Here is a 21,569-nt window from a genome sequence, read left to right on the forward strand (position 1 = left end):
AGTTAGGCTACAGACCACATGCCGCGCTCAGTTAAACACCCCAGTGGAGAGATAGCGATCGCCACGATCACAGATAATCGCCACAACCAAGCTACCAGCGTTGTTTGCCGCAACACGCAACGCGCCGACCACCGCGCCGCCAGAACTAACACCACAAAAGATACCTTCCAGTTGCGCTAGCTGGCGCATCTTTTGCTTGGCATCACATTGTTCAATATTAAACACCTGATCCACCAGGTCTGGTCGGAAGATGCCCGGTCGGTAGTCCCGTGTCCAGTGGCGAATACCGGGAATGTTACTGCCCTGTGCTGGCTGCAAGCCGATAATCTGCACCTGCGGATCTTGGCTTTTCAAGTAACCGCCCACCCCGTTAACTGTGCCGGTAGTACCCATGCTGGAAACGAAATGCGTTATACGGCCTGCGGTCTGGTGCCAAATTTCCGGGCCGGTGGTGGAAAAATAGGCATACGGGTTGTCCGGGTTATTGAATTGATCCAACACTTTGCCTTGCCCCTGCTGCTGCATTTCCAACGCAAGATCGCGCGCGCCCTCCATGCCTTGCTCGCAACTAACCAGAATCAGTTCGGCACCGTAAGCGCGCATCGCCACCTGACGCTCCAGGCCCATTTTTGCACAGCGCATATCAGCAAAGCTGACCTTATGGTTGTCGAAAGGATAGTCGCAATATTAAATCGCTAGCATCTAGGCGCTGAACAAAAAACACAGTATTAGCGCTACCGTTTAACCTAGACCTGGGATGAAATAAAGCACTAAAAGCAACAGGGCGCGTGTCAGATCCTTCACGATGCTGAAGATACCTGTGTCCGGTGGTCAGGTGGCCTTCAAGTTGTTCTGCTAGCAGACCGCAGAACGGCGCAGCGATCAGGTTGGTGATGGTACTAAACAGGTAGCCGAACACCAGCAGCAACGAAATGACCATCATCGGCCACAGTAGATAGCTTAGCCACTGCAACCAGTGGGGAACGTGGCTCATCATTGCGGGGAGCCAGTCGCCGAGTTGGCTGAATAGCCACCAAAAGGTGGACCCCATCAGCAGCATGTTGACCAGCAACGTCAGGAAGACATAGCGTTTGATCCCTGGTCGTGAAACCAGACGCCAGCCTTCGGCGAAATAGTGAATGCCGTTGGTGGATTTTGCAGGAAACGGGGTATAAGACATATCTTAAGTTATCTCGTCATCTGAACAGGCAGCATTATCATATCGGGATTATTTTCTACTGGCTAGGGTGTGGTTGGCGGAAAAAACAGCAAAAAAAGCAGTGTAGTCATCTTTATTAGCATAAAATTCAGCACAGACTTGCACTTGTGTGTGCAGGCAAATAGAGTTAATAAGTAAATGTTTGCCGCAGTGGCAATGTATTCGAATAACAGAGATAGCAATGATGCAAGATTTGCGTCTGATATTAATCGTTGTTGGTGCGATCGCTATAATAGCGTTGTTATTGCACGGTCTATGGACCAGCCGCAAGGAACGCTCATCGCTTTTCCGCGATCGTCCAGCTAAACGTTCCAATAAGGAAAGGAAACAAACCCTAAGCAACGATCTCAATGAAGGCGTGGGGGAGGCGCGTATACGCGCTGCTCACCCGCAGGATAAAGCATTTTTGGGGCATTTTGGTACCGTGAAAAAAGAGCCCGTAGTTACGCGCAAGCTTGATCAATCGGTTGCCTATCAAGCTCTGGCCCCGGGTGATATACCACGAGATAGCAGCATGCAACAGGATCAAGGCGGCGAACCGCAGCCTGCACTGCGTCGTGAACCTTGCCTCGATGATCTACCGCCAGCGGCAGAGCCTGAAGCGGTGCCCGTGTTTCACGACACATATGGGCATCAGCACCAGCCGGAAGCGAAACCGCAGCCGCTTCCCGCCGAGCCGATCGCGGCAAAGCCAAAAGAAACCGTACTGGTATTGCATGTGGCAGCTCATCAAGGGGTAATGATCGGCGGCGAAGTCTTACTACAGAGCGTGCTACAGGCGGGTTTTCAGTTTGGTGAAATGGGTATTTTCCATCGCCATATTAGCCCGGCGGGCAGCGGTTCGGTACTGTTCAGCTTGGCGAACATGGTTAAACCGGGTTCTTTTGAGCCTGATATGATGTCTGATTTTATTACGCCGGGCGTATCATTGTTCATGATGGTGCCCTCTTACGGCGATGCCAATCAGAACTTTAAGCTGATGTTGCAGTCGGCACAGCGTATTGCTGATGATGTTGGGGGCGTGGTACTTGATGACGAACGCCGCATGATGACGCCGCAAAAGCTGGAAACCTATAAAGCGCGCCTCCGTGCTGTGCTGGAAAACAACGCCTGACCCGTTGCCAGGCACACTGGATCTCCATAATAACCTACCCCCCGTTTTGACGGGGGGTTTTTATCTTTGATGATGAGCTATGAAATCGATAACCCAACAAATCAATCAACTACGAGCCTCATTGCGCCATCATGAATACCAGTATCATGTGCTTGATGCGCCGGAAGTACCGGATGCGGAATATGATTGCTTGATGTGCGAACTACGCGAGCTGGAAAGCGCATATCCTGAACTGATCACTGCCGATTCGCCGACTCAACGTGTTGGCGCTGCGCCCCTGGCGGCCTTCGATCAGGTGCGCCATGAACTGCTGATGTTGTCGCTGGATAATGTGTTCGATGAAGAAAGCTTCCTGGCATTTTATAAGCGCGTGCAAGAGCGGCTGAAAATCAGCGATCCGCTGACCTTCTGCTGCGAGTTGAAGCTAGACGGGCTGGCGGTCAGTCTATTGTATGAAGATGGCGAACTGGTGCGTGCTGCCACGCGCGGTGATGGCACTACCGGTGAAAATATTACGTCTAATGTGCGCACCATCCGCGCTATCCCGCTGCGCTTGACCGGTGCCAATATCCCACGTCGGCTAGAAGTACGCGGCGAAGTGTTTATGCCGCAGGCTGGTTTTGAACAAATGAATACAGAGGCACGGCGCAAGAACGGCAAGATTTTCGCCAATCCACGCAACGCTGCCGCTGGCTCGATTCGCCAACTTGATCCACGCATCACTACCAACCGCCCGTTGACTTTCTTCTGCTACGGCGTAGGTCTGCTGGAGGGCGGCGAACTACCGCGTAGCCATTTTGAGAGGCTGATGCAGTTCAGGGCATGGGGCTTACCGGTCAATAATGGTGCTCGGTGCTGCACTGGCAGCGATGAGGTGCTAGCCTTCTACAACCAGGTTGAGCAAGATCGCGCGCAGCTTGGTTTTGATATCGATGGTGTGGTGGTAAAGATTGATGATATCGATATACAAGAAAAGCTGGGTTTCGTAGCGCGCGCGCCACGCTGGGCTACGGCGTTCAAATTCCCGGCTCAAGAGCAGATCACTTTGGTACGCGAAATTGAATTTCAGGTGGGGCGCACCGGTGCTATCACCCCGGTAGCGCGGCTGGAGCCGGTGCTGGTGGCGGGCGTCACTGTCAGTAATGCTACATTGCACAATGCCGATGAGATCGAACGCTTAGGCTTGCGTATCGGCGATACAGTGATCGTGCGCCGCGCTGGGGACGTGATCCCGAAAGTGGTAGGTGTGCTGGAAGATCGTCGCCCACAGGACACGCGCGCGGTGGTGTTCCCGCAGCATTGCCCGGTGTGTGGTTCTGATGTTGAGCGTCTGGAAGGTGAAGCGGTGGCGCGCTGTACCAGTAGGTTGATCTGCGCTGGACAACGCAAAGAGGCGCTTAAGCATTTCGTCTCGCGTCGGGCGATGGATGTGGACAGCATGGGCGACAAAATCATCGAACAGTTGGTGGAAAAAGAGTATGTAAAAAATCCAGCTGACCTGTTCCGCCTGTCCGCCAACATGCTATCCGGGCTGGATCGTATTGGGCCGAAATCGGCGCAGAAACTGGTCAACGCGCTGGAGAAATCTAGGCAGACCACCTTCGCTCGCTTCCTGTATGCCTTAGGCATCCGTGAGGTGGGTGAAGCGACCGCCGCTAATCTGGCGGCACATTTCGGCTCATTGGAGAAACTGTACGCTGCCGATATCGCGGCGTTGAAAGAGGTGCCGGATGTTGGTGAGGTGGTAGCGCAGCACACGCGTCATTTCCTCGATGAAGCACTCAATCAAAAGGTTATCGCTGAGCTGGTTAGCGTCGAGATAGGCATCAACTGGCCGGTGCCAGTCGTGGTGGCAACGGAAGAGATCGACAGCCTATTCGCTGGCAAAACTGTGGTGCTGACTGGCTCGTTCAGTCAACTGTCACGTAATGACGCTAAAGACCGCCTGAAGGTATTGGGTGCCAAGATCAGTGGCAGCGTGTCGAAAAAAACCGATCTGGTGATCGCGGGTGAGGCGGCTGGTTCCAAACTGGTGAAGGCGCAGGAGTTGGGCGTGGAGGTGATTGACGAAGCGGAATTGCTCCGCCTGATAAAATCGTCCACAGCGAGATGTCACCCGCAAATTCCCCGTAGTAGCACACCCAGATGTGGTAAAGCCCTGCTGTTTCACAGCCAACTAGGGGCTGACTGAAGCTTTGTTGCAGTAGGTTGCTGAAGGCTGGCCGTTGGGCGGACACTTTTGCCACCGGCACAGTAGATAAATACTCTGCTGTTCATCGTGTGGCTTTTCAAGCCACCTAATATCCAACCCTACGGCAGAAAGGAGCTACCCAGTGCTGCTTGGCCGTAAAAGTCGTCTCAGCCTGGCACCTGAAGATTTGCGCACAGCGATGGAGATGCAAGGGGCGGTGGAAGTGAACATTCCTGTCAGCTTTACGGACAGCGCTACTCACTGGTGGCACAGATGATTTAAATCCACCGGGGTGTCGCTACTGTGGCCCCCCGTCTCAACGGCTGTGCTATCGCAATCAACCGTGGATACACGGTTGTTTATTGCGTAGAACCGCAGTGAAAGCGGCCACGCGCGATCACCAGTGGGCTATGGGACAGGGGATCGTCGATGATCATGCAGGGCATGCCGAAAACCTGCCCTACTAGCTCAGCGCTGATGAGCTCGGCCGGTTTGCCCTGCGCGACGATCTGCCCATCGCGCAGGGCGATGCTATGGTCGGCATAACGGCAGGCGTGGTTTAGATCGTGCAGCATAGCGATCATGGTTTGACCGCGCTCCTGATTCAGTTGGCGTAACAGATCCAACAGATCAATCTGGTCGGCGATGTCCAGATAGGTGGTCGGCTCATCCAGCAATAGCAGCGGGGTTTGCTGTGCCAGCACCATCGCCACCCACACCCGCTGTCGCTGACCGCTAGAAAGCTCGTCGACGCTACAACTGGCAAGTTGGCTGACGTTGATTGCCACTATCGCTTCCTCAACTGCTTACTAGTCGGCACGAATCCATTGTTTCAACAGGCTTTGGTGTGGGTAACGCCCACGGTAAACCAACGCCGCCACGGTAATACTGTCCGGCGCAATTGAGGTTTGCAGCAGTAGGCCTAGCTCGCGTGCCAGCGCCTTAGTAGCAAAACGGCAGATGCTTTTGCCACCAAGAAATACCTTGCCAGCGCTGGGTTTCAGCAGGCGACAAAGTGCGCACAGTAGCGTGGATTTGCCGCAGGCATTCGGCCCGACAATCACGGTGAATGCACCATCAAGGATCGCCACACTCAGGTCATCGGCGATGATTTTATGGTCGTAGCCCAGTTTCATAAGCGAGGCGTGCAGGCGGTGGTTCATAGTATTTTTACTCTTCATTATTATCTGCGATTATCTGCGAGATTCACGGATTAACAGCCAGATCAAATACAGGCCACCGATTCTGACAGTCACTACGCCAACCGATAACTGGATTGGCGCGAAAAGCGGCTGGGAAATGGTGTCAACGCCCAGTAGCAACGTTGCCCCTACCAGCGCGGACAAGGTCAAAGTGACTGAAGACTTGCCAGTCAGGCAGCGCGCGATCTGTCGCGCAGCCAGGGCGATAAACGAAATTGGCCCGGCGGCGGCGGTGGCGGCAGCAGTCAGGGGCACGCCGAATAGCATCAACCACATTCGGCTGCTTTCTGCATTTACCCCCAGCGCCTGCGCCGCATCGTCGCCTATCTCTAGCTGTTGTAGACGCTTGCTCATCAGCAGTGCGGCGCTGGCCGACAGGCCGATACGATTACTGGCTGGTATTTTTGCTAGGTTAATCCATTGAGAGAACCAGCCTGCCATATGGCGGCATCCATGGCACGTTACACAGAAGCGGTGATGATCAGCCAAGTGTTTGGTAGACACCAGCACCACGCTGATAGCGATGCCGACAATAATCAGCTGGAAATCGACAATGCCTTTTCGCCAGGCAAGCAGATAGATCACCACAGCGGAAAGGAGACTGCCAGCTAACGCGCCAATTGCGATGTGGTAATAACCACCGCTGAACAGAATAATGGTGATCAGAGCCCCGGTGTAAGCACCCATATGGCCTGTTTCATTTGGTTCACCCGTAGTTCAAAGCGGGCTTTGGCCTACTGTGCTCCTTGATAATGGCCAGTGATATCACGCAACTCGCTAGCCAGTTGCTGCCAGCTTTTATCGCCATAATTGAGTACCAGAGTTGGCGCTAGGGTTGATAGCTGGTCGTACAACTTCAGCGCAGAGTCTCCACCGGTAAATGCGATAAGAATTAATCTAGCTGGTACAACAACGGCTTGAAATTGCGCTACGGGGGCATCAATGGCCAGCAGGCTGCCGGTAAGGGTAACGCTAGTTGAGACGATACGCTGTGGCGGTTTTTCCAGAGTAAAAGGGCCTATAACGCTGTTAATAGTACGCGGCCAGCCATGATGTTCAGTACTGAAAGGCAGGGTTGTTTAATAAATCGAACATTTGGCCGCCACGAGGATCAGATCACTCTCCTTCTGTCAAAATAGCGATATTCCGTGGCCCAGCAAAAGTTCAACATCACCAACTGGAAGGCTTACAACAACGCCCTTATCACTCGGGGTTCACTCACTTGCTGGGGGGATGAAACGGCACTTCACGCCTGGTACTGCGAGGCAAAACCTTCTCTGCGTGGTCGCCCACCACATTATTCCGATATGGCAATCACCAGCGTATTGATGCTGAAACGGATTTTCGGCCTGACACTTCGCGCCATCCAGGGCTTCGTCGACTCCATTATCACACTGATTAAAGTGCCGTTGAACTGCCTGGACGACACCTGCATCAGTAAGCGGGCGAAGTCCGGCCATGTCCCGTTTAAAACCCCAACGCCGGGTGAAATTGCGCACCGCGTTATCGACTCTAGCGGGCTCAACGTGTTGGGTGAAGGGGAGTAGAAGGTAAAAAAACACGGTCAGGAAAAACGGCGTATCTGGCGAAAACTGCATTTGGCCGTAGATACAGAAACACATGAGGTCATCTGTGCTGACCTTTCCTTGAGCAATGTCACCGATACCGAAGCTTTCCCAGGTCTTATCCGCCAGAGGTACCGTAAAATCAAAGTCACCTCGGCGGATCGGGCTTAGGATACGCGAGTGTGTGATGATGAGTTAAGGGGCAAGAAGCTCAAGGCGTTAATACCGCCCAGCAGCGGAGCCCGTTATTGGTCGGCAGACTATGCAGAGCGAAATCAAGCGGTGGCGAACCAGCGCCTTACCGGAGACAACACACGGTGGAAAAGTATCACAGGCTACCACCGACGTTCGATAGCGGCAACAGCGAGGTACAGAGTAAAACAGCGATTCAGTGGTCACCTGTCGCTGCGAGATTATGATGCCCAAGTTGCAGAGGCGCTGGCCATGATCTGTGCGTTAAACAAGATGACGCTCGCCGGTATGCCAGAAAGTATACGCCTTGCCTGAAAGATGCACATTCAGGGGAATCTTTATTCCAAGTCCGATTTATTCAACAAAGCCAGATTTTGGGTGTAAAATGGCCTGCTTTTTTGCAGATTGAGTAAAAACCTCTCCCGTTAGGCTCTTAGCCAAAGAGGGGAGGCTGTTGGTGTCATGCTTAACAATATTATGTAATCATACCCTTGGGTGTTTTTCAGCAGTGGCCGTGCTAGTCGCCGCCCTGAGGGTTTATGCCGATAAAAAATGGGGATGTGTGTGTCAGCCACAGCAGTAATAAACCGAGCATTGCGGGTAACGCAAGTGTTACGCAATACCTTCGGCTACCAGCAATTCCGTCCGGGTCAACAAGCGATTATCAACGCCGCGATCGAGGGGCAAGATTGCCTAGTGGTAATGCCGACCGGCGGCGGTAAATCGTTGTGTTACCAAATCCCTGCGCTGGTCATGGATGGCCTGACGCTGGTGGTCTCCCCACTGATCTCGCTGATGAAGGATCAAGTCGATCAACTGTTTGCCTACGGTGTTTCCGCTGCCTGCTACAACTCAACGCAGACTCGAGAGCAGCAGCTAGAGGCGATGGCGGGTTGCCGCAGTGGCCAAATCAAACTGCTGTACATTGCCCCAGAACGGCTAATGATGGACAGCTTCCTCGATTCGCTCGGCCGTTGCCCACCGGTGATACTGGCGGTCGATGAGGCACACTGTATTTCTCAATGGGGTCACGATTTCCGCCCGGAATACCGCGCGCTGGGTCAACTGAAGCAGCGTTTCCCGGCAATGCCCGTGATCGCATTGACCGCCACTGCTGACAAATCTACACGCGGCGATATCGTACGCCTGCTGGCGTTGCACAACCCGCTGGTGCAAGTCAGCAGTTTCGATCGCCCGAATATTCGCTATACATTGGTAGAGAAATTCAAACCGCTCGACCAACTCTGGCATTTTGTGCAGGGACAACGGGGTAAGAGCGGCATCATTTACTGCAATAGCCGCGCCAAGGTGGAAGACACCACTGCACGCTTGCAAAGTCGTGGGTTGAGCGTGGGTGCCTATCATGCCGGGCTAGATAACGACCGCCGTGCGCAAGTGCAGGAAGCGTTCCAGCGCGATGATTTGCAAGTGGTAGTGGCGACAGTCGCCTTTGGCATGGGCATCAATAAACCCAACGTGCGTTTTGTGCTGCATTTTGACATCCCACGCAATATCGAATCCTACTATCAGGAAACCGGCCGTGCCGGGCGCGATGGCCTGCTGGCTGAAGCCCTCCTGCTGTACGATCCGTCCGATATTGCCTGGCTACGCCGTTGCCTGGAGGAGAAGCCCGCTGGGCAGCAACGGGATATTGAACGGCACAAGTTGAAAGCGATGGGGGCTTTCGCCGAGGCGCAAACCTGTCGCCGTCTGGTGTTACTTAACTACTTTGGTGAGGGCAAGCACCAGGACTGCGGTAACTGCGACATCTGCCTGGATCCTCCCAAGCGATATGATGGATTAGAGGACTCACGCAAGGCGCTGTCCTGCGTATACCGCGTCGGCCAGCGTTTTGGTCTGGGTTATATCGTTGAAGTACTGCGCGGCTCTAACAACCAGCGCATCCGTGAGTATGGCCACAACCAGCTACCGGTGTACGGCATCGGCCATGATCGGTCTACAGAACACTGGATCAGCGTGCTGCGTCAGTTGATCCATCTGGGTTTTATCACCCAGAACATCACTATGCACTCGGCATTGCAACTGACCGAGGCCGCGCGTCCGGTATTACGTGGTGAAGTCGCGCTCCAATTAGCCGTGCCGCGTATTCAGAGCTTGCGGCCACGCAGCAGCACCAACCAAAAATCCTACGGCGGCAATTATGATCGCAAGTTGTTTGCCAAATTGCGCAAGCTGCGCAAATCGATCGCCGACGAAGAAAATATTCCACCTTACGTGGTATTCAACGATGCTACGTTGCTGGAGATGGTCGAACAGATGCCGATCACGACTGGCGACTTGTTGAGCATTAACGGGGTTGGCCAACGCAAGTTGGTGCGTTTCGGTACCTCCTTTATGGCAATGATCCGCGATCACCTGAACAATGATGAAGATTAGGCTGTGCTGGGCTTTGTTGAATAAATCCCTGTTTAGGGCAATAAGACGGGGCTAAGGATGCTCACGATGTTAGGCCAGGAAGCGACAAATGAGTGGTGCAAGCCTTTCCCTGCATATGCAAGCGTGATATAAGAATTTATCCCATTAGGCTATTTTATTTGCCATTTTGTACCTGGGCAGTGCTCACCCTCCTCACGGACTTCCTGTACGCGGTACGCCTACTGGGATAGGTTCTAAGTGACTGGGGTGAGCGAAGAAGGCTAACGCACAGGAAGCTTGAAGTATGATGGGATAACTGTAGACGATCCTGCTGTCACATTGTGGCATAATGTGTCCAAAATCACGTTTCTAGAAGGGTAAATCCTTTGCTATTAAGTAACAACATCACGATGCAGTTTGGCAGTAAGCCATTGTTTGAAAATATCACCGTCAAATTCGGTGGTGGTAACCGTTACGGTTTGATCGGCGCTAATGGGTGTGGCAAGTCCACCTTTATGAAAATCCTCGGCGGTGACTTGGTGCCAAGCGGCGGCAACGTGTTCCTCGATCCCAATGAACGTCTGGGGAAACTGCGTCAGGATCAGTTTGCCTTTGAGCAGTATAGCGTGCTGGATACGGTGATCATGGGGCACAATGCGTTATGGGCGGTGAAGGAAGAGCGTGACCGCATCTACGGCTTGGCCGAAATGAGCGAAGAAGACGGCTATAAAGTCGCCGATCTGGAAGTAGCTTACGGTGAGATGGACGGTTATACCGCTGAAGCGCGCGCCGGTGAATTGCTGCTCGGCTTGGGGATCCCGGTTGAACAGCACTACGGCCCGATGAGCGAAATCGCGCCAGGCTTCAAGCTGCGCGTATTGCTGGCGCAAGCGTTGTTCTCTGATCCGGAAATCCTGCTGCTCGACGAACCGACCAACAACCTGGATATCGATACCATTCGCTGGTTAGAGCAGGTGCTAAACGAGCGTAACAGCACCATAATCATTATTTCGCACGATCGCCACTTCCTGAACATGGTGTGTACCCACATGGCGGATTTGGACTACGGCGAGCTGCGTGTGTATCCGGGCAACTATGACGAGTACATGACCGCCGCCACCCAGGCGCGTGAGCGTCTGATGGCCAATAACGCCAAGAAAAGAGCGCAGATTAACGAATTGCAATCGTTCGTGAGCCGCTTTAGCGCTAACGCCTCCAAGTCTAAGCAGGCAACCTCGCGCGCCCGTCAGATCGACAAGATCCAACTGGCAGAGGTGAAGTTTTCCAGCCGTCAGAACCCGTTCATCCGTTTCGAACAGGAAAAAAAATTGTTCCGTAATGCGTTGGAAGTGGAAGCGCTGAGCAAGGGCTTTGATAACGGCCCGCTGTTTAGCAAGCTCAATCTGATGGTTGAAGTGGGTGAAAAAGTAGCGGTGCTAGGCCAGAACGGTATTGGTAAATCCACTCTGTTGAAAACATTGGTGGGCGACGCGCAGCCAGACAGCGGCACGGTGAAATGGTCTGAAAATGCTAACATCAGTTACTATGCGCAGGATCACGAATACGAGTTCGATGACACCCTGACGGTGTTCGAATGGATGAGCCAGTGGAAGCAGGAAAAGGACGACGAGCAGGCGGTACGCAGCGTGCTTGGGCGTTTACTGTTCAGCCAAGACGATATCAAGAAGAAAGTAAAGGTGCTATCCGGTGGTGAAAAGGGGCGGATGCTGTTCGGTAAGCTGATGATGCAGCGTCCTAACATTTTGGTTATGGATGAACCAACCAACCATCTGGATATGGAATCCATTGAATCGTTGAACATGGCGCTGGAAATGTACAAAGGTACGCTGATCTTCGTTTCCCACGACCGTGAGTTCGTCAGTTCGCTGGCCACGCGCATACTAGAAATGACACCGAACAAGGTGATCTACTTTACTGGAAACTATGAAGATTATCTACGCAGCCAAGGCATCCATTAGCCTGTGCGATAAAATAACAGAGCGGGAATGCCCCGCTCTGCCTGACTCCATTAATTCCTACTACATACCTCATATTGCGGGTGTTTTGGCAGTGTCATTTCGCAAAATTTCATGGTCATGGCGTCGAGTATCAGCAGCTTACCGGACATCGTATGGCCGTAGTTTGTCAGCAGCTTGATGGCCTCCATCGCTTGCAAACTGCCGATAGTGCCGACCAGCGGTGCTATGACGCCGGACTAGACGCAGGTCAGGGCATTTTCACTGAACATGCCGGCTCAGGCAACGATAACATGGCTACCCCGGCTGATAAGTGAACACGCTGAGCAGGCCTTCCAGGCGGATCGCCGCATCGGAGACCAGCGCTTTGCGCTGTGCATGACAAAAAAGGTTCAGTCGGTCACTCGTTGACACGTTGTCGGAGCAGTCCAGCAGCAGATCGCAGGCAGCGATGTGCGCCGCCATGTGTTTATCGTCCAGTTGGTCATTGATGGCATCGATGCGAATATTTGGGTTGACGGCGCTCAGCTCTAGCTGCGCCCATTCAATCTTGGGCATACCGATGCGCTCGTCACGGTGCAGGATTTGACGTTGTAAATTAGAGAGCGTAATATTGTCAAAATCGACCAGAACCAGATGGCCTACCCCGCTGCAGCCAGGTAGAGCGCGGTAGTACAGCCTAGGCCATACAGCCAGACGATCAGCACCCGCGAGGCTTTAAGCTTCTGCTGACCCTCTAAGCCAAAGCCGCGCAGCACAATTTGAAGATTATAACGCAAGGTTTCAGCATCGGTTAATTCCGCCGACATACTTAACTCCTCAGCAGGGCATTGCATTGTTCAATCTTGCCCCTTTCACCCACGGCGAGGCTTTATTGAATAAATCGGATTTGGAATAAAGAGTCCCCTGAATGTGCATCTTTCAGGCAAGGCGTACACTTTCTGGCATACCGGCGAGCGTCATCTTGTTTAATGCACAGATCATGGCCATCGTCTCTGCAACTCCACCGTGTATTGTCTCCAGTAACGCGCCGGTTCGCCACCGCTTAATTTCGCTCTGCATAGTCTGCCGACCAATAACGTGCTCCGCTGCTGGGCGGTATTAACGCCTTGAGCTTCTTGCCCCTTAACTCATCATCACACACTCGCGTATCCTAAGCCCGATCTGCCGAGGCGACTTTGATTTTACGGTACCTCTGGCGGATGAGACCTGGGAAGGCTTCGGTATCGGTGACATTGCTCAAGGAAAGGTCAGCACAGATGACCTCATGTGTTTCTGTATCTACGGCCCAATGCAGTTTTCGCCAGATACGCCGTTTTTCCTGACCGTGTTTTTTGCCATCCACTCCGCTTCACCCAACACGTTGAGCCCGCTAGAGTTCGATAACGAGGTGCGCAATTTCACCCGGCGTTGGGGTTTTAAACGGGACATGGCCGGACTTTGCCCGCTTACTGATGCAGGTGTCGTCCGGGCAGTTCAACGGCACTTTGATCAGTGTGACAATGGAGTCGACAAAGCCCTGGAGGGCGCGAAGTGTCAGGCCGAAAATCCGTTTCAGCATCAATACGCTGGTGATTGTCATATCGGAATAATGTGGTGTGCGACCACGCAGAGAAGGTTTTGCCTCGCAGTACCAGGCGTGAAGTGCCGTTTCATCCCCCCAGCAAGTGAGTGAACCCCGAGTGATAAGGGCGTTGTTGTAAGCCTTCCAGTTGGTGATGTTGAACTTTTGCTGGGCCACGGAATGTCGCTATGTTGACAGAAGGAGAGTGATCTCATCCTCGTGCCGGCCAAATGTTCGATTTATTCAACAACGCCCAGCGGTACGCAGCAATGATCCTGGTGTACTGAGAGATTTATGGGGATACCTCAGGGGCAGTCCCTGCCTTATTTTATTTCTTTAGCGCCAGATATTGTCGGCAAATAGGTTCAAGGCCGTAGCTCAGCAATTGCTGATGATTGATTTCCGGTGGATTGGCATAAATTTGCGCTATTTTATCCGCCAGAGAACATTCATTTAATTCCGCCAGCGCGTGGGCCATGTCGGCCTTCTCCAGGATCTCTGCCGGCCCTCCTGGGCAACGGGTGCTGACCACCGGCGTATCGCACAGCAAAGCCTCGACCAGCACGTTACCAAAGCCTTCGCTGTCGGAGCTGAGCACCAACAAAGACGCATGACGAATAAACTTATAGGGGTTGGCCTGGAAACCTAGGAGTCGCACGCGTTCCGCAATGCCCAACTCTGCTGCCAGCCGTTTGGCTTCAGCAATGCTGGCTGTGCTGCCGACACCAATCAACACCAGCGGCACCTGAATGCAGGATTGCGCATAGGCTTTCAGCAGGCGATCGTGCCGTTTGTGTGGGTGGAAGCGGCCGACGTGGACCAGATAATCCTGGCCCGCTAGCTCGCAAGGCTCGGCCGCCTGCTGTTGTATGGCGGCAATATCAAACGGATTATTGATCACTGCCAAGCTATGGGGGCGAATTGGCAGATTTTGCTGCAAATCGTCACCAACCGCCGGTGAAACGGCGACGATGTTGCGCCCCTGGTAGACGCCGGCGATTTTGCGCTGCTTCAGCCAGCGATCCAGCCCCTCGCGGTGGCCAAGGTAGGAAGTGGATAAAATGCCGTGAATGCAGAACCACAGGCGATCTGAAGCGAGCAGCTTGCTGCGGCTGACGATGCGATCGGTCTTGTGCAAGTTGGAGAAAGCCAGGTCAAAGGCACCATTTTTGCGCTCCATTTCGGCGATCGCTCGATCCAGAGCTGCGGCACGGCGTGACAACTCGGTCAGCTTGCGCCACGGTGTACGGCTGTTATCTGCCACTACGTAGTAGTTAATCCCCTGGGGAATGGGGTATTTGCAGACGTCGCGTAATGAGACCAGGCTAACGTCATGGCACATGTGCTTTATGCCATGACACAGGGTCAGCACCACTTTTTCCGCGCCGCCTCCGGGCAGGCCGTCGATAACCATCAGTATACGCATAGCTAATCCAGTAGTCGGTTATAGAGCGAAATGAGCTGTTTGGAGAGATGCGCCGGCGTGGCCGACATGATGCGCAGCCTGGCCGCTTCGCCCATGGCAGAACCCAGTGCCTGACGAGGCAATGCCTGAATTGTTGCACTGATAGCTGTAATGTCGAGGGCATCGGTAACGAAGCCATTCTGGCCTGGCGTAATAAACTCGGCACCGCCGCAGGTGGTGCTGGTGATCACCGGCAGGCCGCAAGACATCGCTTCTAGGATCACATTAGGTAACGGGTCATACAGCGTCGGTAACAGCAGCGCGTCTGCCGCTTGGTAAAACGGCAGCGTCTGCTTTTGCACACCCATAAAGTGAACACGGTGTCTACAGCCGAGCGACTGCGCCAACGCCCGATAACGCTTCTTTGCCTTATCCTTACCGACCACCAGAAGGTGGCTGTCCGTTGCTGCTAACGCGCGGATGGCAGTAGCCAATCCTTTGCGTTCAAAGCCGGAACCGACAAAGATCAGGCAGTGCACCTTCTGGGGGATTCGATATTTGTCGCGCGGCAGTTGCCGCTGTCTTGCATCGGCGGGCATGAACTTTTGATTATTGATGGCGTTATAGATCACCGTAATTTTGTCGGCTGGCACGCCAAAATCGTCGATGATTTCCTGCTTGATCATCTCGGCGTTGCAAATAACGGCTTTCAGCTCAGGCGCGGCGTACATCGCGCGTTCGGCGCACATCACATAGCGGTGATAGCTGTTGGAGAACAACCACTTGCGTCGCAATTCTGGCAGCAGGCGCGCCCGTTGCAACAGCCAGCGATGGTGCACACCATCGCCAGCGCGGTAAATATCACAGCCAGGAATACGTTCATGGCTTTGCACCAGATCAAATGGCTCTTTCTGCCATAGCGCTCTGGCTGCTTCGGCAAAACCCCGTTCACGGCTTATGCGACCAAGTTTCAATGGATTGCACAGATGAATATGCCAGTTGGGATTGGTGTCGCCCTGCCATTCGCGGGTGATGACATTCAGATCGAGCTTATGCTGTTCCAATGCTTCCAGAGCGCGTGAGACAAAACGCTCAGCTCCGCCATCCGGGCGGTATTTTTGGCGAACAATCGCCAAACGGCATGCTTTCATACTAGCTGACTCCGCGCGGCTGCAATCACCGTGTCTATAGGAATAAGGTCAAGATAACGTTTTTTGGTGTTGGTGTTGATGGTGTCTGGATCGGGCAACTCGCCAAATTCTCCAGCCCAAATCACATGGCCGATAACTTGCCATGGCCTCCAGAAGATCAGTTTGGATGGGCCGAACAGCGCGATGCACGGCGTTTTTAACGCAGCAGCCATGTGGATTGGCACTGAGTCCACGCCGACAAACAGTTTTGCATGGTCGATCAGAGCAGCCAATTGGCGCAGCGTCAACTGCCCGGCCAGTGAAACCACACTCTGCGGCAAGCAAAGTGCCAGAATGCGCTCCACCATGGCTTTTTCCCGGGAGTCTGGGCCGGAGGTGATCACCAATTGGTGACCATTGGCCTGCAATGCGCAAAGGGTGGCTGCCATCTTTTCTTCACTCCAGCATTTGAAGAACCAGCGCGAGGTAGGTTGCACCACGATGTAACCACCGGTCACGCCCTGCTGCTGCAACAGCCGCTCACTGGCTTGCCAGTCCTGCGCTTCATAGCTCATCGTTACCCGTTGGCTGAGTGCCGGTAGGTTTAGGGGAGCCAACAACGATAAATTCTGTTCAACGGTATGCTGGTGAGCGTGATTGCTCACCGGCACTAGCCGTGTGTGGCAGTGGTGCCAAACAAAGCCACGACGTTTAGGAAAGTCGAAGGCCAGCCGGATACGTGCGCATGTCAAGCGCGTGAGGATAGCGCTGCGCCACTGATCGGCCAGATTGACCACCATATCGTAGCGCTGTGCTTTAAGCTTGCGGAACAGGCTCAGTTCATGACGCAGATGCGCCAAGGTTCCTTGTTTTTTCCACTGACGGTCAATGGCGAAAATATTTGATAGTGCTGGATTACTCGCCAGCATCTCATGGGTTTCCTGATACAGCAGTACATCGATCTGTGCCTGCGGGTAGTTTTGTAGCAGGCTGCTGATGACTGGCGTGATCAGCAGCATATCGCCATGGTGGCGTAGTTTAACGATCAGAATACGCTGTACGGGTAGGTCAGAAATTAAGGCCGGCGCGTCGTTCATTATGAGTCGCTTTCAGGGAAACCAGTCTATGATTCTAAATGACCTGATCGCCTGTGGCTACTGTTGCTCCGCTTTGCTTTCTTATCGGGAACGGGGACGAATGCCCCTCAACGTTGTTCCAATCCGGTAATAAAGTCATTTGCCCTGGCGCAACGGCCTACGTAATATGATGCATTCTGTTGATCTCAGGTCGATATTCATGACTAAACCGGCGTTTCTCATTACTATTGATACCGAAGGCGATAATCTGTGGCAAAACCACGATCGTATTTCCACCGGAAATACGCGTTTCTTGCCACGTTTTCAGTCACTTTGTGAGAAATACGCCTTCAAGCCAGTTTATCTAACCAACTATGAAATGGCGTTGGATCCGGCCTATATTGAGTTCGCCCGCGATATGATCGCGCGCGGTGCTGGCGAGATAGGGATGCACCTACATGCTTGGAATAGCCCGCCACTGGCTCCGCTGACTGACGATGATTGGCGTCATAAGCCGTATCTGATCGAATATCCTGCCGATCAGGTTCGTGCCAAAGTCGATCATATGACCAAGCTACTGGAGGATACTTTCCAAACAAAGATGCTCAGCCACCGCGCTGGCCGCTGGGCCTTCAACGAATACTATGCATCGCTGCTGCTGGAATACGGCTATCAGTTAGACTGTTCAGTTACACCACGGGTTAACTGGCAGTTCTCGCCGGGCAACCCGCAGGGGGATGGCGGCACGGACTACCGCCATTTTCCATCGCAGGCTTACTTTATCGATCCGCAAAATATCGCCAAGCCGGGTACTTCGACATTATTAGAGGTGCCAATGAGTATTCAGTACAAGCATTCGGCACTGATGAACATCTTTAAACAAGGCTATGATAGGCTGCGGGGTAAGCAGCGTTCACCACCGGTGCACTGGCTGCGGCCAAGTGGCAAAAACCTGCACAAGATGAAAAAGGTCGTTGAGGTATCATTGGCACAGGGGCATGATTACCTGGAGTTTATGCTGCATTCCTCCGAGTTTATGCCCGGCGGTAGCCCGATATTTAAAACCGAACAGGATATTGAAGGGCTGTACCGCGATCTGGAACAGCTTTTTGACTGGTTGCGCCAGCGTACAGTTGGCATGACGCTGGCTGAGTATTATCAGAGAAAAAAGATCTGAGCATCGATGAAAAAAAGTAAGATTGATACCGTCAATCGTTTCCTGCATTTCTACACAAGATTTTTTGGGAGCTTAAAAGATGTAAATAGCCTGAATGCTGAGCGGGACTTTGGCAGAATTGTTATTTACTCGAGCGCGTCGCTTCGCGACCTGATGTTTAATACGCCGACTGGCGTTTGTTGAATAAATCGAACATTTTGCCGGGACGAGGATCAGATCACTCTCCTTCTGTCAACATAGCGACATTCCGTGGCCCAGCAAAAGTTAGATTTATTCAACAACGCCCACCCATATGTAAATTTAAATGTACATATGGGTTGCGCATCATGCAAATATTGTTGGTGACGAGCATTGTCGGCCCAATGCTGATTTCGCTCATTGGCAGGTGGTGCGGCTATTCGCTGGCGGTGCTAATGTTACATTGGTGCGAATATTGTTCAGGGAGGCAGTGGCTTAGGTATCGCGGTGTAGGCCGTATTGGTGCCGCCTGCCAATATTTACAGAGCAGGCGAACAGGCCTGCGCCTGTCGCGGCGCGTCTGGAAGGTACTGCCATCAGGATTCGCCCCAGTCATAGTCTTAGTCAGGAGTGTTATTCTTGCGGTGAAGAAAAAGCAGACAATGTGAAACTCTTACTGCAAACTGAAGAAAAAAGTGGAGATTTCAATAATATGGACGGGTCGAAAGCCTTGTCTTGCTCCGACTCGAACCGAAAAAAAAAGCCATAACGGCACTTTTATCGTCAGATATGCTGACAGAGGTTATTCCGGGTAAAATTCCTGAGACAGGATTTGTCCCATTTCCCAAATGCAGTCCTCAGGAAACACATCAAGCTGTGTTTCCTGGGCCGCAGAAGAAACCGCATCAGCCCACACAACTGCAATCCAGTCACTGTCGGAAAGCGTAGTTTTGAGGCTGGGTGTTCCTTTAATATGTAATGCCAATGCTTTTCTTTGTTCTTTGATGGTTCGCTGCCAGCTGGAACCAAGACGGCCAGGCTGAAACTTCCACTTGAGAAGATGTGCTAGCAAAACGGCCATACGACTGGCGAGTTCACGCTTTTCGCTTTTGCCCACGTCCTCGATCTCCTCGGCGATATTAGCAATATCAATCTCAGAGAATCGACCGGCACGCAGTAAAGATGCCTGCTCCTGAGCCCAGACAACAATATCAGCTTCGTATCGTGTGTTCATGGTAGATCTCCAGTGACATTCCTGATTATTGAACCCCATTATAATAGAAGAAAGAAGCGCCAGACTAAAACAGCACATAAGAGAGTATAATTAATTAAATATGCTAATAAATTTAGCACATGGCCTTTTCTGAAGATGCCATAACCGTATCTAGGTAGAGTCAATAAGGCCTTTATTGTATCATGCAACGTTATGCGGAACATCGGTCACATCACCGCGGCGTGCCAGCAAACCGTCCACTGAGATATCCTCATCCAGATCATCCCAGTGGATACTGCGTTTACTGAGTTCATATGCAGAGGCGTTGAGCAGTCGTGGGAACCAAGCCAGCGGAACCCCCATGACTATGCCATCACTCAATTCGACCCACATGGTGGTTTCATCAAAGCGCAGATTATTAGCTGAAATAGTCATTCCAGGCCTCCACAAAGAGCATTTGGTTCTGTTTAACCATTTTTGTTAACTCCCTGAGCGTGCTGGCATTGAAGCTATCATTTTTGCTCAGTTTAACCCCATCGTCTGTCCAGAACTTTGCTTCACCTTCGGCATTGCGGACATGAATATAGGCTGGCTCACGAGGGTTACCCTCATTTGAGTAAAAAAAATTTCAATCCATTAAGTCTGAGTATAACCGACATTAATGAGATACCTCGCTTCTGACTCAATTATTTTGAATAAAAAATCGCCAGTCAAACTGGCGTAGTTATCATTAGGAAATCGCATAGATAGCTTTGCGACAGGCACCTTAACCGTGGCCGAGTAGAGTAGGCATCTGGTTTAAAGTCATCTACCGGCTTTGTTGAATAAATCGGATTTGGAATAAAGAGTCCCCTGAAAGATGCCCATTCAGGGGACTCTTTATTCCAAATCCGATTTATTCAACAAAGCCTCAAAGAGGCTGCAACAATGTACGCCTACTGGGATAGGCTCTTAGCCTAAATATGTTTAGCTAATAATCCAATCGGTTTCAATAAATTAAATTTATGCCGGTAAAAAAGGGTTGCATGTTAGCTGGCGAATAGTTTAGCTTGTTCAGCAATTCAGCTTATTGCGATCTATACAGAGAAAACATCATGACACGCGTTCATTTCAACCACCTTCATCACCATTACCCTGACTAGTCTTTCAGGCGATGCGTGCTGGAAGATAGCTTTTTAATCTTCCAGCACGCAGAACGCAAGAGAAGCCCCCGGAAGAAATCTTCGGGCGGCTTTTTTTTGGCTTATGATAGACAGAAAATAAAAATTTTTATTTAAATTTTATGAAATTACAACTTAGACAGAGGTTACCATGCTGGACAAAACACGGTTACGCCTAGCGATGCAGAAATCGGGCCGCCTAAGCGAAGGATCTCAAGAACTACTGGCGCGCTGCGGTATCAAAATCAATCTGCAACAGCAACGCCTGATCGCCTTTGCGGAAAATATGCCGATCGATATCCTGCGTGTACGCGATGACGATATCCCTGGCCTGGTGATGGACGGCGTGGTCGATCTGGGCATCATTGGTGAAAACGTGCTGGAAGAAGAGCTGCTCAATTGCCGCGCGCAAGGCGAAGATCCGCGCTATCTCACCTTGCGCCGCCTGGACTTCGGCGCTTGCCGTTTGTCGCTTGCTACCCCGCTCGACAGGGAATATATCAACCCACAAAGCTTACAAGATGCTCGCATCGCTACCTCTTATCCTCACCTGCTAAAGCAGTACCTCGACAAGCAAGGCGTGCGCTTCAAATCCTGCCTGCTAAACGGTTCAGTCGAGGTTGCACCCCGCGCGGGCCTGGCAGACGCCATCTGTGATCTGGTCTCCACCGGTGCCACATTGGAAGCCAACGGCATGCGTGAAGTAGAAGTGATCTACCGCTCCAAAGCCTGCTTAATCCAACGGGATGGCGCAATGCCAGAAAATAAACAGCAACTTATCGACCGTCTGATGACGCGTATTCAAGGGGTGATCCAAGCACGTGGATCCAAGTACATCATGTTGCATGCGCCCAGTGAACACCTGGACAACATCGTCGCACTGCTGCCGGGTGCCGAACGCCCGACCGTTCTGCCGTTGGCCGACGCGCAGAACCACGTGGCGATGCACATGGTCAGCAGCGAAACCCTGTTCTGGGAAACCATGGAAAAACTGAAAGCGCTCGGTGCCAGCTCCATTCTGGTATTGCCCATTGAGAAGATGATGGAATAA

Annotated in this window: 13 protein-coding genes, 9 pseudogenes and 1 other annotated feature; of the genes and pseudogenes, 9 read left to right on the forward strand and 13 right to left on the reverse strand. The window is 52.3% G+C overall.

All coding sequences use genetic code 11. The annotated features are described in order from the left end of the window. Positions 1-27: 27 nt before the first annotated feature. Both AACL06_RS03405 and cysZ read right to left on the reverse strand, forming a co-directional pair. Positions 28-627, reverse strand: a pseudogene (locus AACL06_RS03405) (pyridoxal-phosphate dependent enzyme); the annotation flags it as partial. 63 nt (positions 628-690) lie between these two features. Next, a pseudogene (cysZ, locus tag AACL06_RS03410) lies at positions 691-1,180 on the reverse strand (sulfate transporter CysZ); the annotation flags it as partial. A gap of 220 nt (positions 1,181-1,400) precedes the next feature. On the opposite strand from cysZ, the gene zipA reads away from it, so the two are divergent. Both zipA and ligA read left to right on the forward strand, forming a co-directional pair. After that, on the forward strand, positions 1,401-2,333 hold the full coding sequence (gene zipA / locus AACL06_RS03415) for a cell division protein ZipA (RefSeq protein WP_339038260.1): 933 nt from the start codon (positions 1,401-1,403) through the stop codon (positions 2,331-2,333). 79 nt (positions 2,334-2,412) lie between these two features. Beyond that, positions 2,413-4,425: pseudogene (ligA, locus tag AACL06_RS03420) on the forward strand (NAD-dependent DNA ligase LigA); the annotation flags it as partial. Between the two features lie 458 nt (positions 4,426-4,883). On the opposite strand, the pseudogene AACL06_RS03425 reads toward ligA, so the two are convergent. The 3 genes and pseudogenes from AACL06_RS03425 to AACL06_RS03435 form a co-directional block, all read right to left on the reverse strand. After that, positions 4,884-5,687 (reverse strand): annotated as a pseudogene (locus AACL06_RS03425) (ABC transporter ATP-binding protein). 30 nt (positions 5,688-5,717) lie between these two features. Beyond that, positions 5,718-6,413 carry an iron chelate uptake ABC transporter family permease subunit gene (locus AACL06_RS03430; protein WP_339037898.1) on the reverse strand — a complete coding sequence of 232 codons (696 nt, stop codon included), beginning with the start codon at positions 6,411-6,413 and terminating at the stop codon, positions 5,718-5,720. 50 nt (positions 6,414-6,463) lie between these two features. Next, a pseudogene (locus AACL06_RS03435) lies at positions 6,464-6,799 on the reverse strand (Fe2+-enterobactin ABC transporter substrate-binding protein); the annotation flags it as partial. 2 nt (positions 6,800-6,801) lie between these two features. Here AACL06_RS03435 and AACL06_RS03440 point away from each other — a divergent pair. The 4 genes and pseudogenes from AACL06_RS03440 (at position 6,802) to AACL06_RS03455 (ending at position 11,838) form a co-directional block, all read left to right on the forward strand. Continuing rightward, positions 6,802-6,963, forward strand: a complete 162-nt coding sequence (locus tag AACL06_RS03440; RefSeq protein ID WP_339037900.1) for a hypothetical protein — start codon at positions 6,802-6,804, stop codon at positions 6,961-6,963. Beyond that, a pseudogene (locus AACL06_RS03445) lies at positions 6,896-7,798 on the forward strand (IS5 family transposase). Before AACL06_RS03440 ends, AACL06_RS03445 begins: the two are co-directional and overlap by 68 nt. A gap of 249 nt (positions 7,799-8,047) precedes the next feature. Further along, the gene (gene recQ, locus AACL06_RS03450) at positions 8,048-9,880 is read left to right on the forward strand and encodes an ATP-dependent DNA helicase RecQ (protein ID WP_339038262.1); all 1,833 of its coding nucleotides are present in this window, start codon (positions 8,048-8,050) and stop codon (positions 9,878-9,880) included. Positions 9,881-10,245: 365 nt separating this feature from the next. Next, positions 10,246-11,838: an ABC-F family ATPase gene (locus AACL06_RS03455; protein WP_339037902.1), complete on the forward strand. Its 1,593-nt coding sequence runs from the start codon at positions 10,246-10,248 to the stop codon at positions 11,836-11,838. A gap of 50 nt (positions 11,839-11,888) precedes the next feature. On the opposite strand, the pseudogene AACL06_RS03460 reads toward AACL06_RS03455, so the two are convergent. The 5 genes and pseudogenes from AACL06_RS03460 to rfaQ all read right to left on the reverse strand — a co-directional run bounded on the left by AACL06_RS03460 (position 11,889) and on the right by rfaQ (position 17,034). Further along, a pseudogene (locus AACL06_RS03460) lies at positions 11,889-12,644 on the reverse strand (molybdopterin-synthase adenylyltransferase MoeB). Between the two features lie 112 nt (positions 12,645-12,756). After that, positions 12,757-13,576: pseudogene (locus AACL06_RS03465) on the reverse strand (IS5 family transposase). Positions 13,577-13,727: 151 nt separating this feature from the next. Next, positions 13,728-14,825 carry a glycosyltransferase gene (locus AACL06_RS03470; protein ID WP_339037904.1) on the reverse strand — a complete coding sequence of 366 codons (1,098 nt, stop codon included), beginning with the start codon at positions 14,823-14,825 and terminating at the stop codon, positions 13,728-13,730. Between the two features lie 2 nt (positions 14,826-14,827). Then, positions 14,828-15,955, reverse strand: coding sequence for a glycosyltransferase family 4 protein (locus AACL06_RS03475; protein WP_339037906.1), 1,128 nt, complete (start codon positions 15,953-15,955; stop codon positions 14,828-14,830). Further along, positions 15,952-17,034 carry a putative lipopolysaccharide heptosyltransferase III gene (gene rfaQ / locus AACL06_RS03480; protein ID WP_339038264.1) on the reverse strand — a complete coding sequence of 361 codons (1,083 nt, stop codon included), beginning with the start codon at positions 17,032-17,034 and terminating at the stop codon, positions 15,952-15,954. Before rfaQ ends, AACL06_RS03475 begins: the two co-directional genes overlap by 4 nt. A 196-nt stretch (positions 17,035-17,230) precedes the next feature. Between rfaQ and AACL06_RS03485 the strand changes: the two genes are divergently transcribed. Then, positions 17,231-18,187 carry a polysaccharide deacetylase family protein gene (locus AACL06_RS03485; protein ID WP_339037908.1) on the forward strand — a complete coding sequence of 319 codons (957 nt, stop codon included), beginning with the start codon at positions 17,231-17,233 and terminating at the stop codon, positions 18,185-18,187. Between the two features lie 176 nt (positions 18,188-18,363). Then, positions 18,364-18,813, forward strand: coding sequence for a hypothetical protein (locus AACL06_RS03490; protein ID WP_339037910.1), 450 nt, complete (start codon positions 18,364-18,366; stop codon positions 18,811-18,813). 134 nt (positions 18,814-18,947) lie between these two features. On the opposite strand, the gene AACL06_RS03495 is transcribed toward AACL06_RS03490, so the two are convergent. The 3 genes and pseudogenes from AACL06_RS03495 to AACL06_RS03505 all read right to left on the reverse strand — a co-directional run bounded on the left by AACL06_RS03495 (position 18,948) and on the right by AACL06_RS03505 (position 20,017). After that, positions 18,948-19,379 (reverse strand): DUF29 domain-containing protein, encoded by a 432-nt coding sequence (locus AACL06_RS03495; protein WP_339037912.1) that lies wholly within the window; start codon positions 19,377-19,379, stop codon positions 18,948-18,950. A gap of 180 nt (positions 19,380-19,559) precedes the next feature. Further along, entirely contained in the window at positions 19,560-19,793 is a 234-nt protein-coding gene (locus AACL06_RS03500) for a DUF2442 domain-containing protein (RefSeq protein ID WP_339037915.1), read from the reverse strand. Further along, positions 19,777-20,017, reverse strand: a pseudogene (locus AACL06_RS03505) (DUF4160 domain-containing protein). The gene AACL06_RS03500 and the pseudogene AACL06_RS03505 overlap by 17 nt, the downstream one beginning before the upstream one ends. A gap of 458 nt (positions 20,018-20,475) precedes the next feature. After that, positions 20,476-20,598: a sequence feature (His leader region), on the forward strand. A gap of 71 nt (positions 20,599-20,669) precedes the next feature. Between AACL06_RS03505 and hisG the strand changes: the two are divergent. Further along, positions 20,670-21,569: an ATP phosphoribosyltransferase gene (gene hisG / locus AACL06_RS03510; RefSeq protein WP_339037917.1), complete on the forward strand. Its 900-nt coding sequence runs from the start codon at positions 20,670-20,672 to the stop codon at positions 21,567-21,569.

This window comes from Serratia symbiotica (Periphyllus acericola), from assembly GCF_964019515.1.
Classification (GTDB): domain Bacteria; phylum Pseudomonadota; class Gammaproteobacteria; order Enterobacterales; family Enterobacteriaceae; genus Serratia; species Serratia symbiotica_D.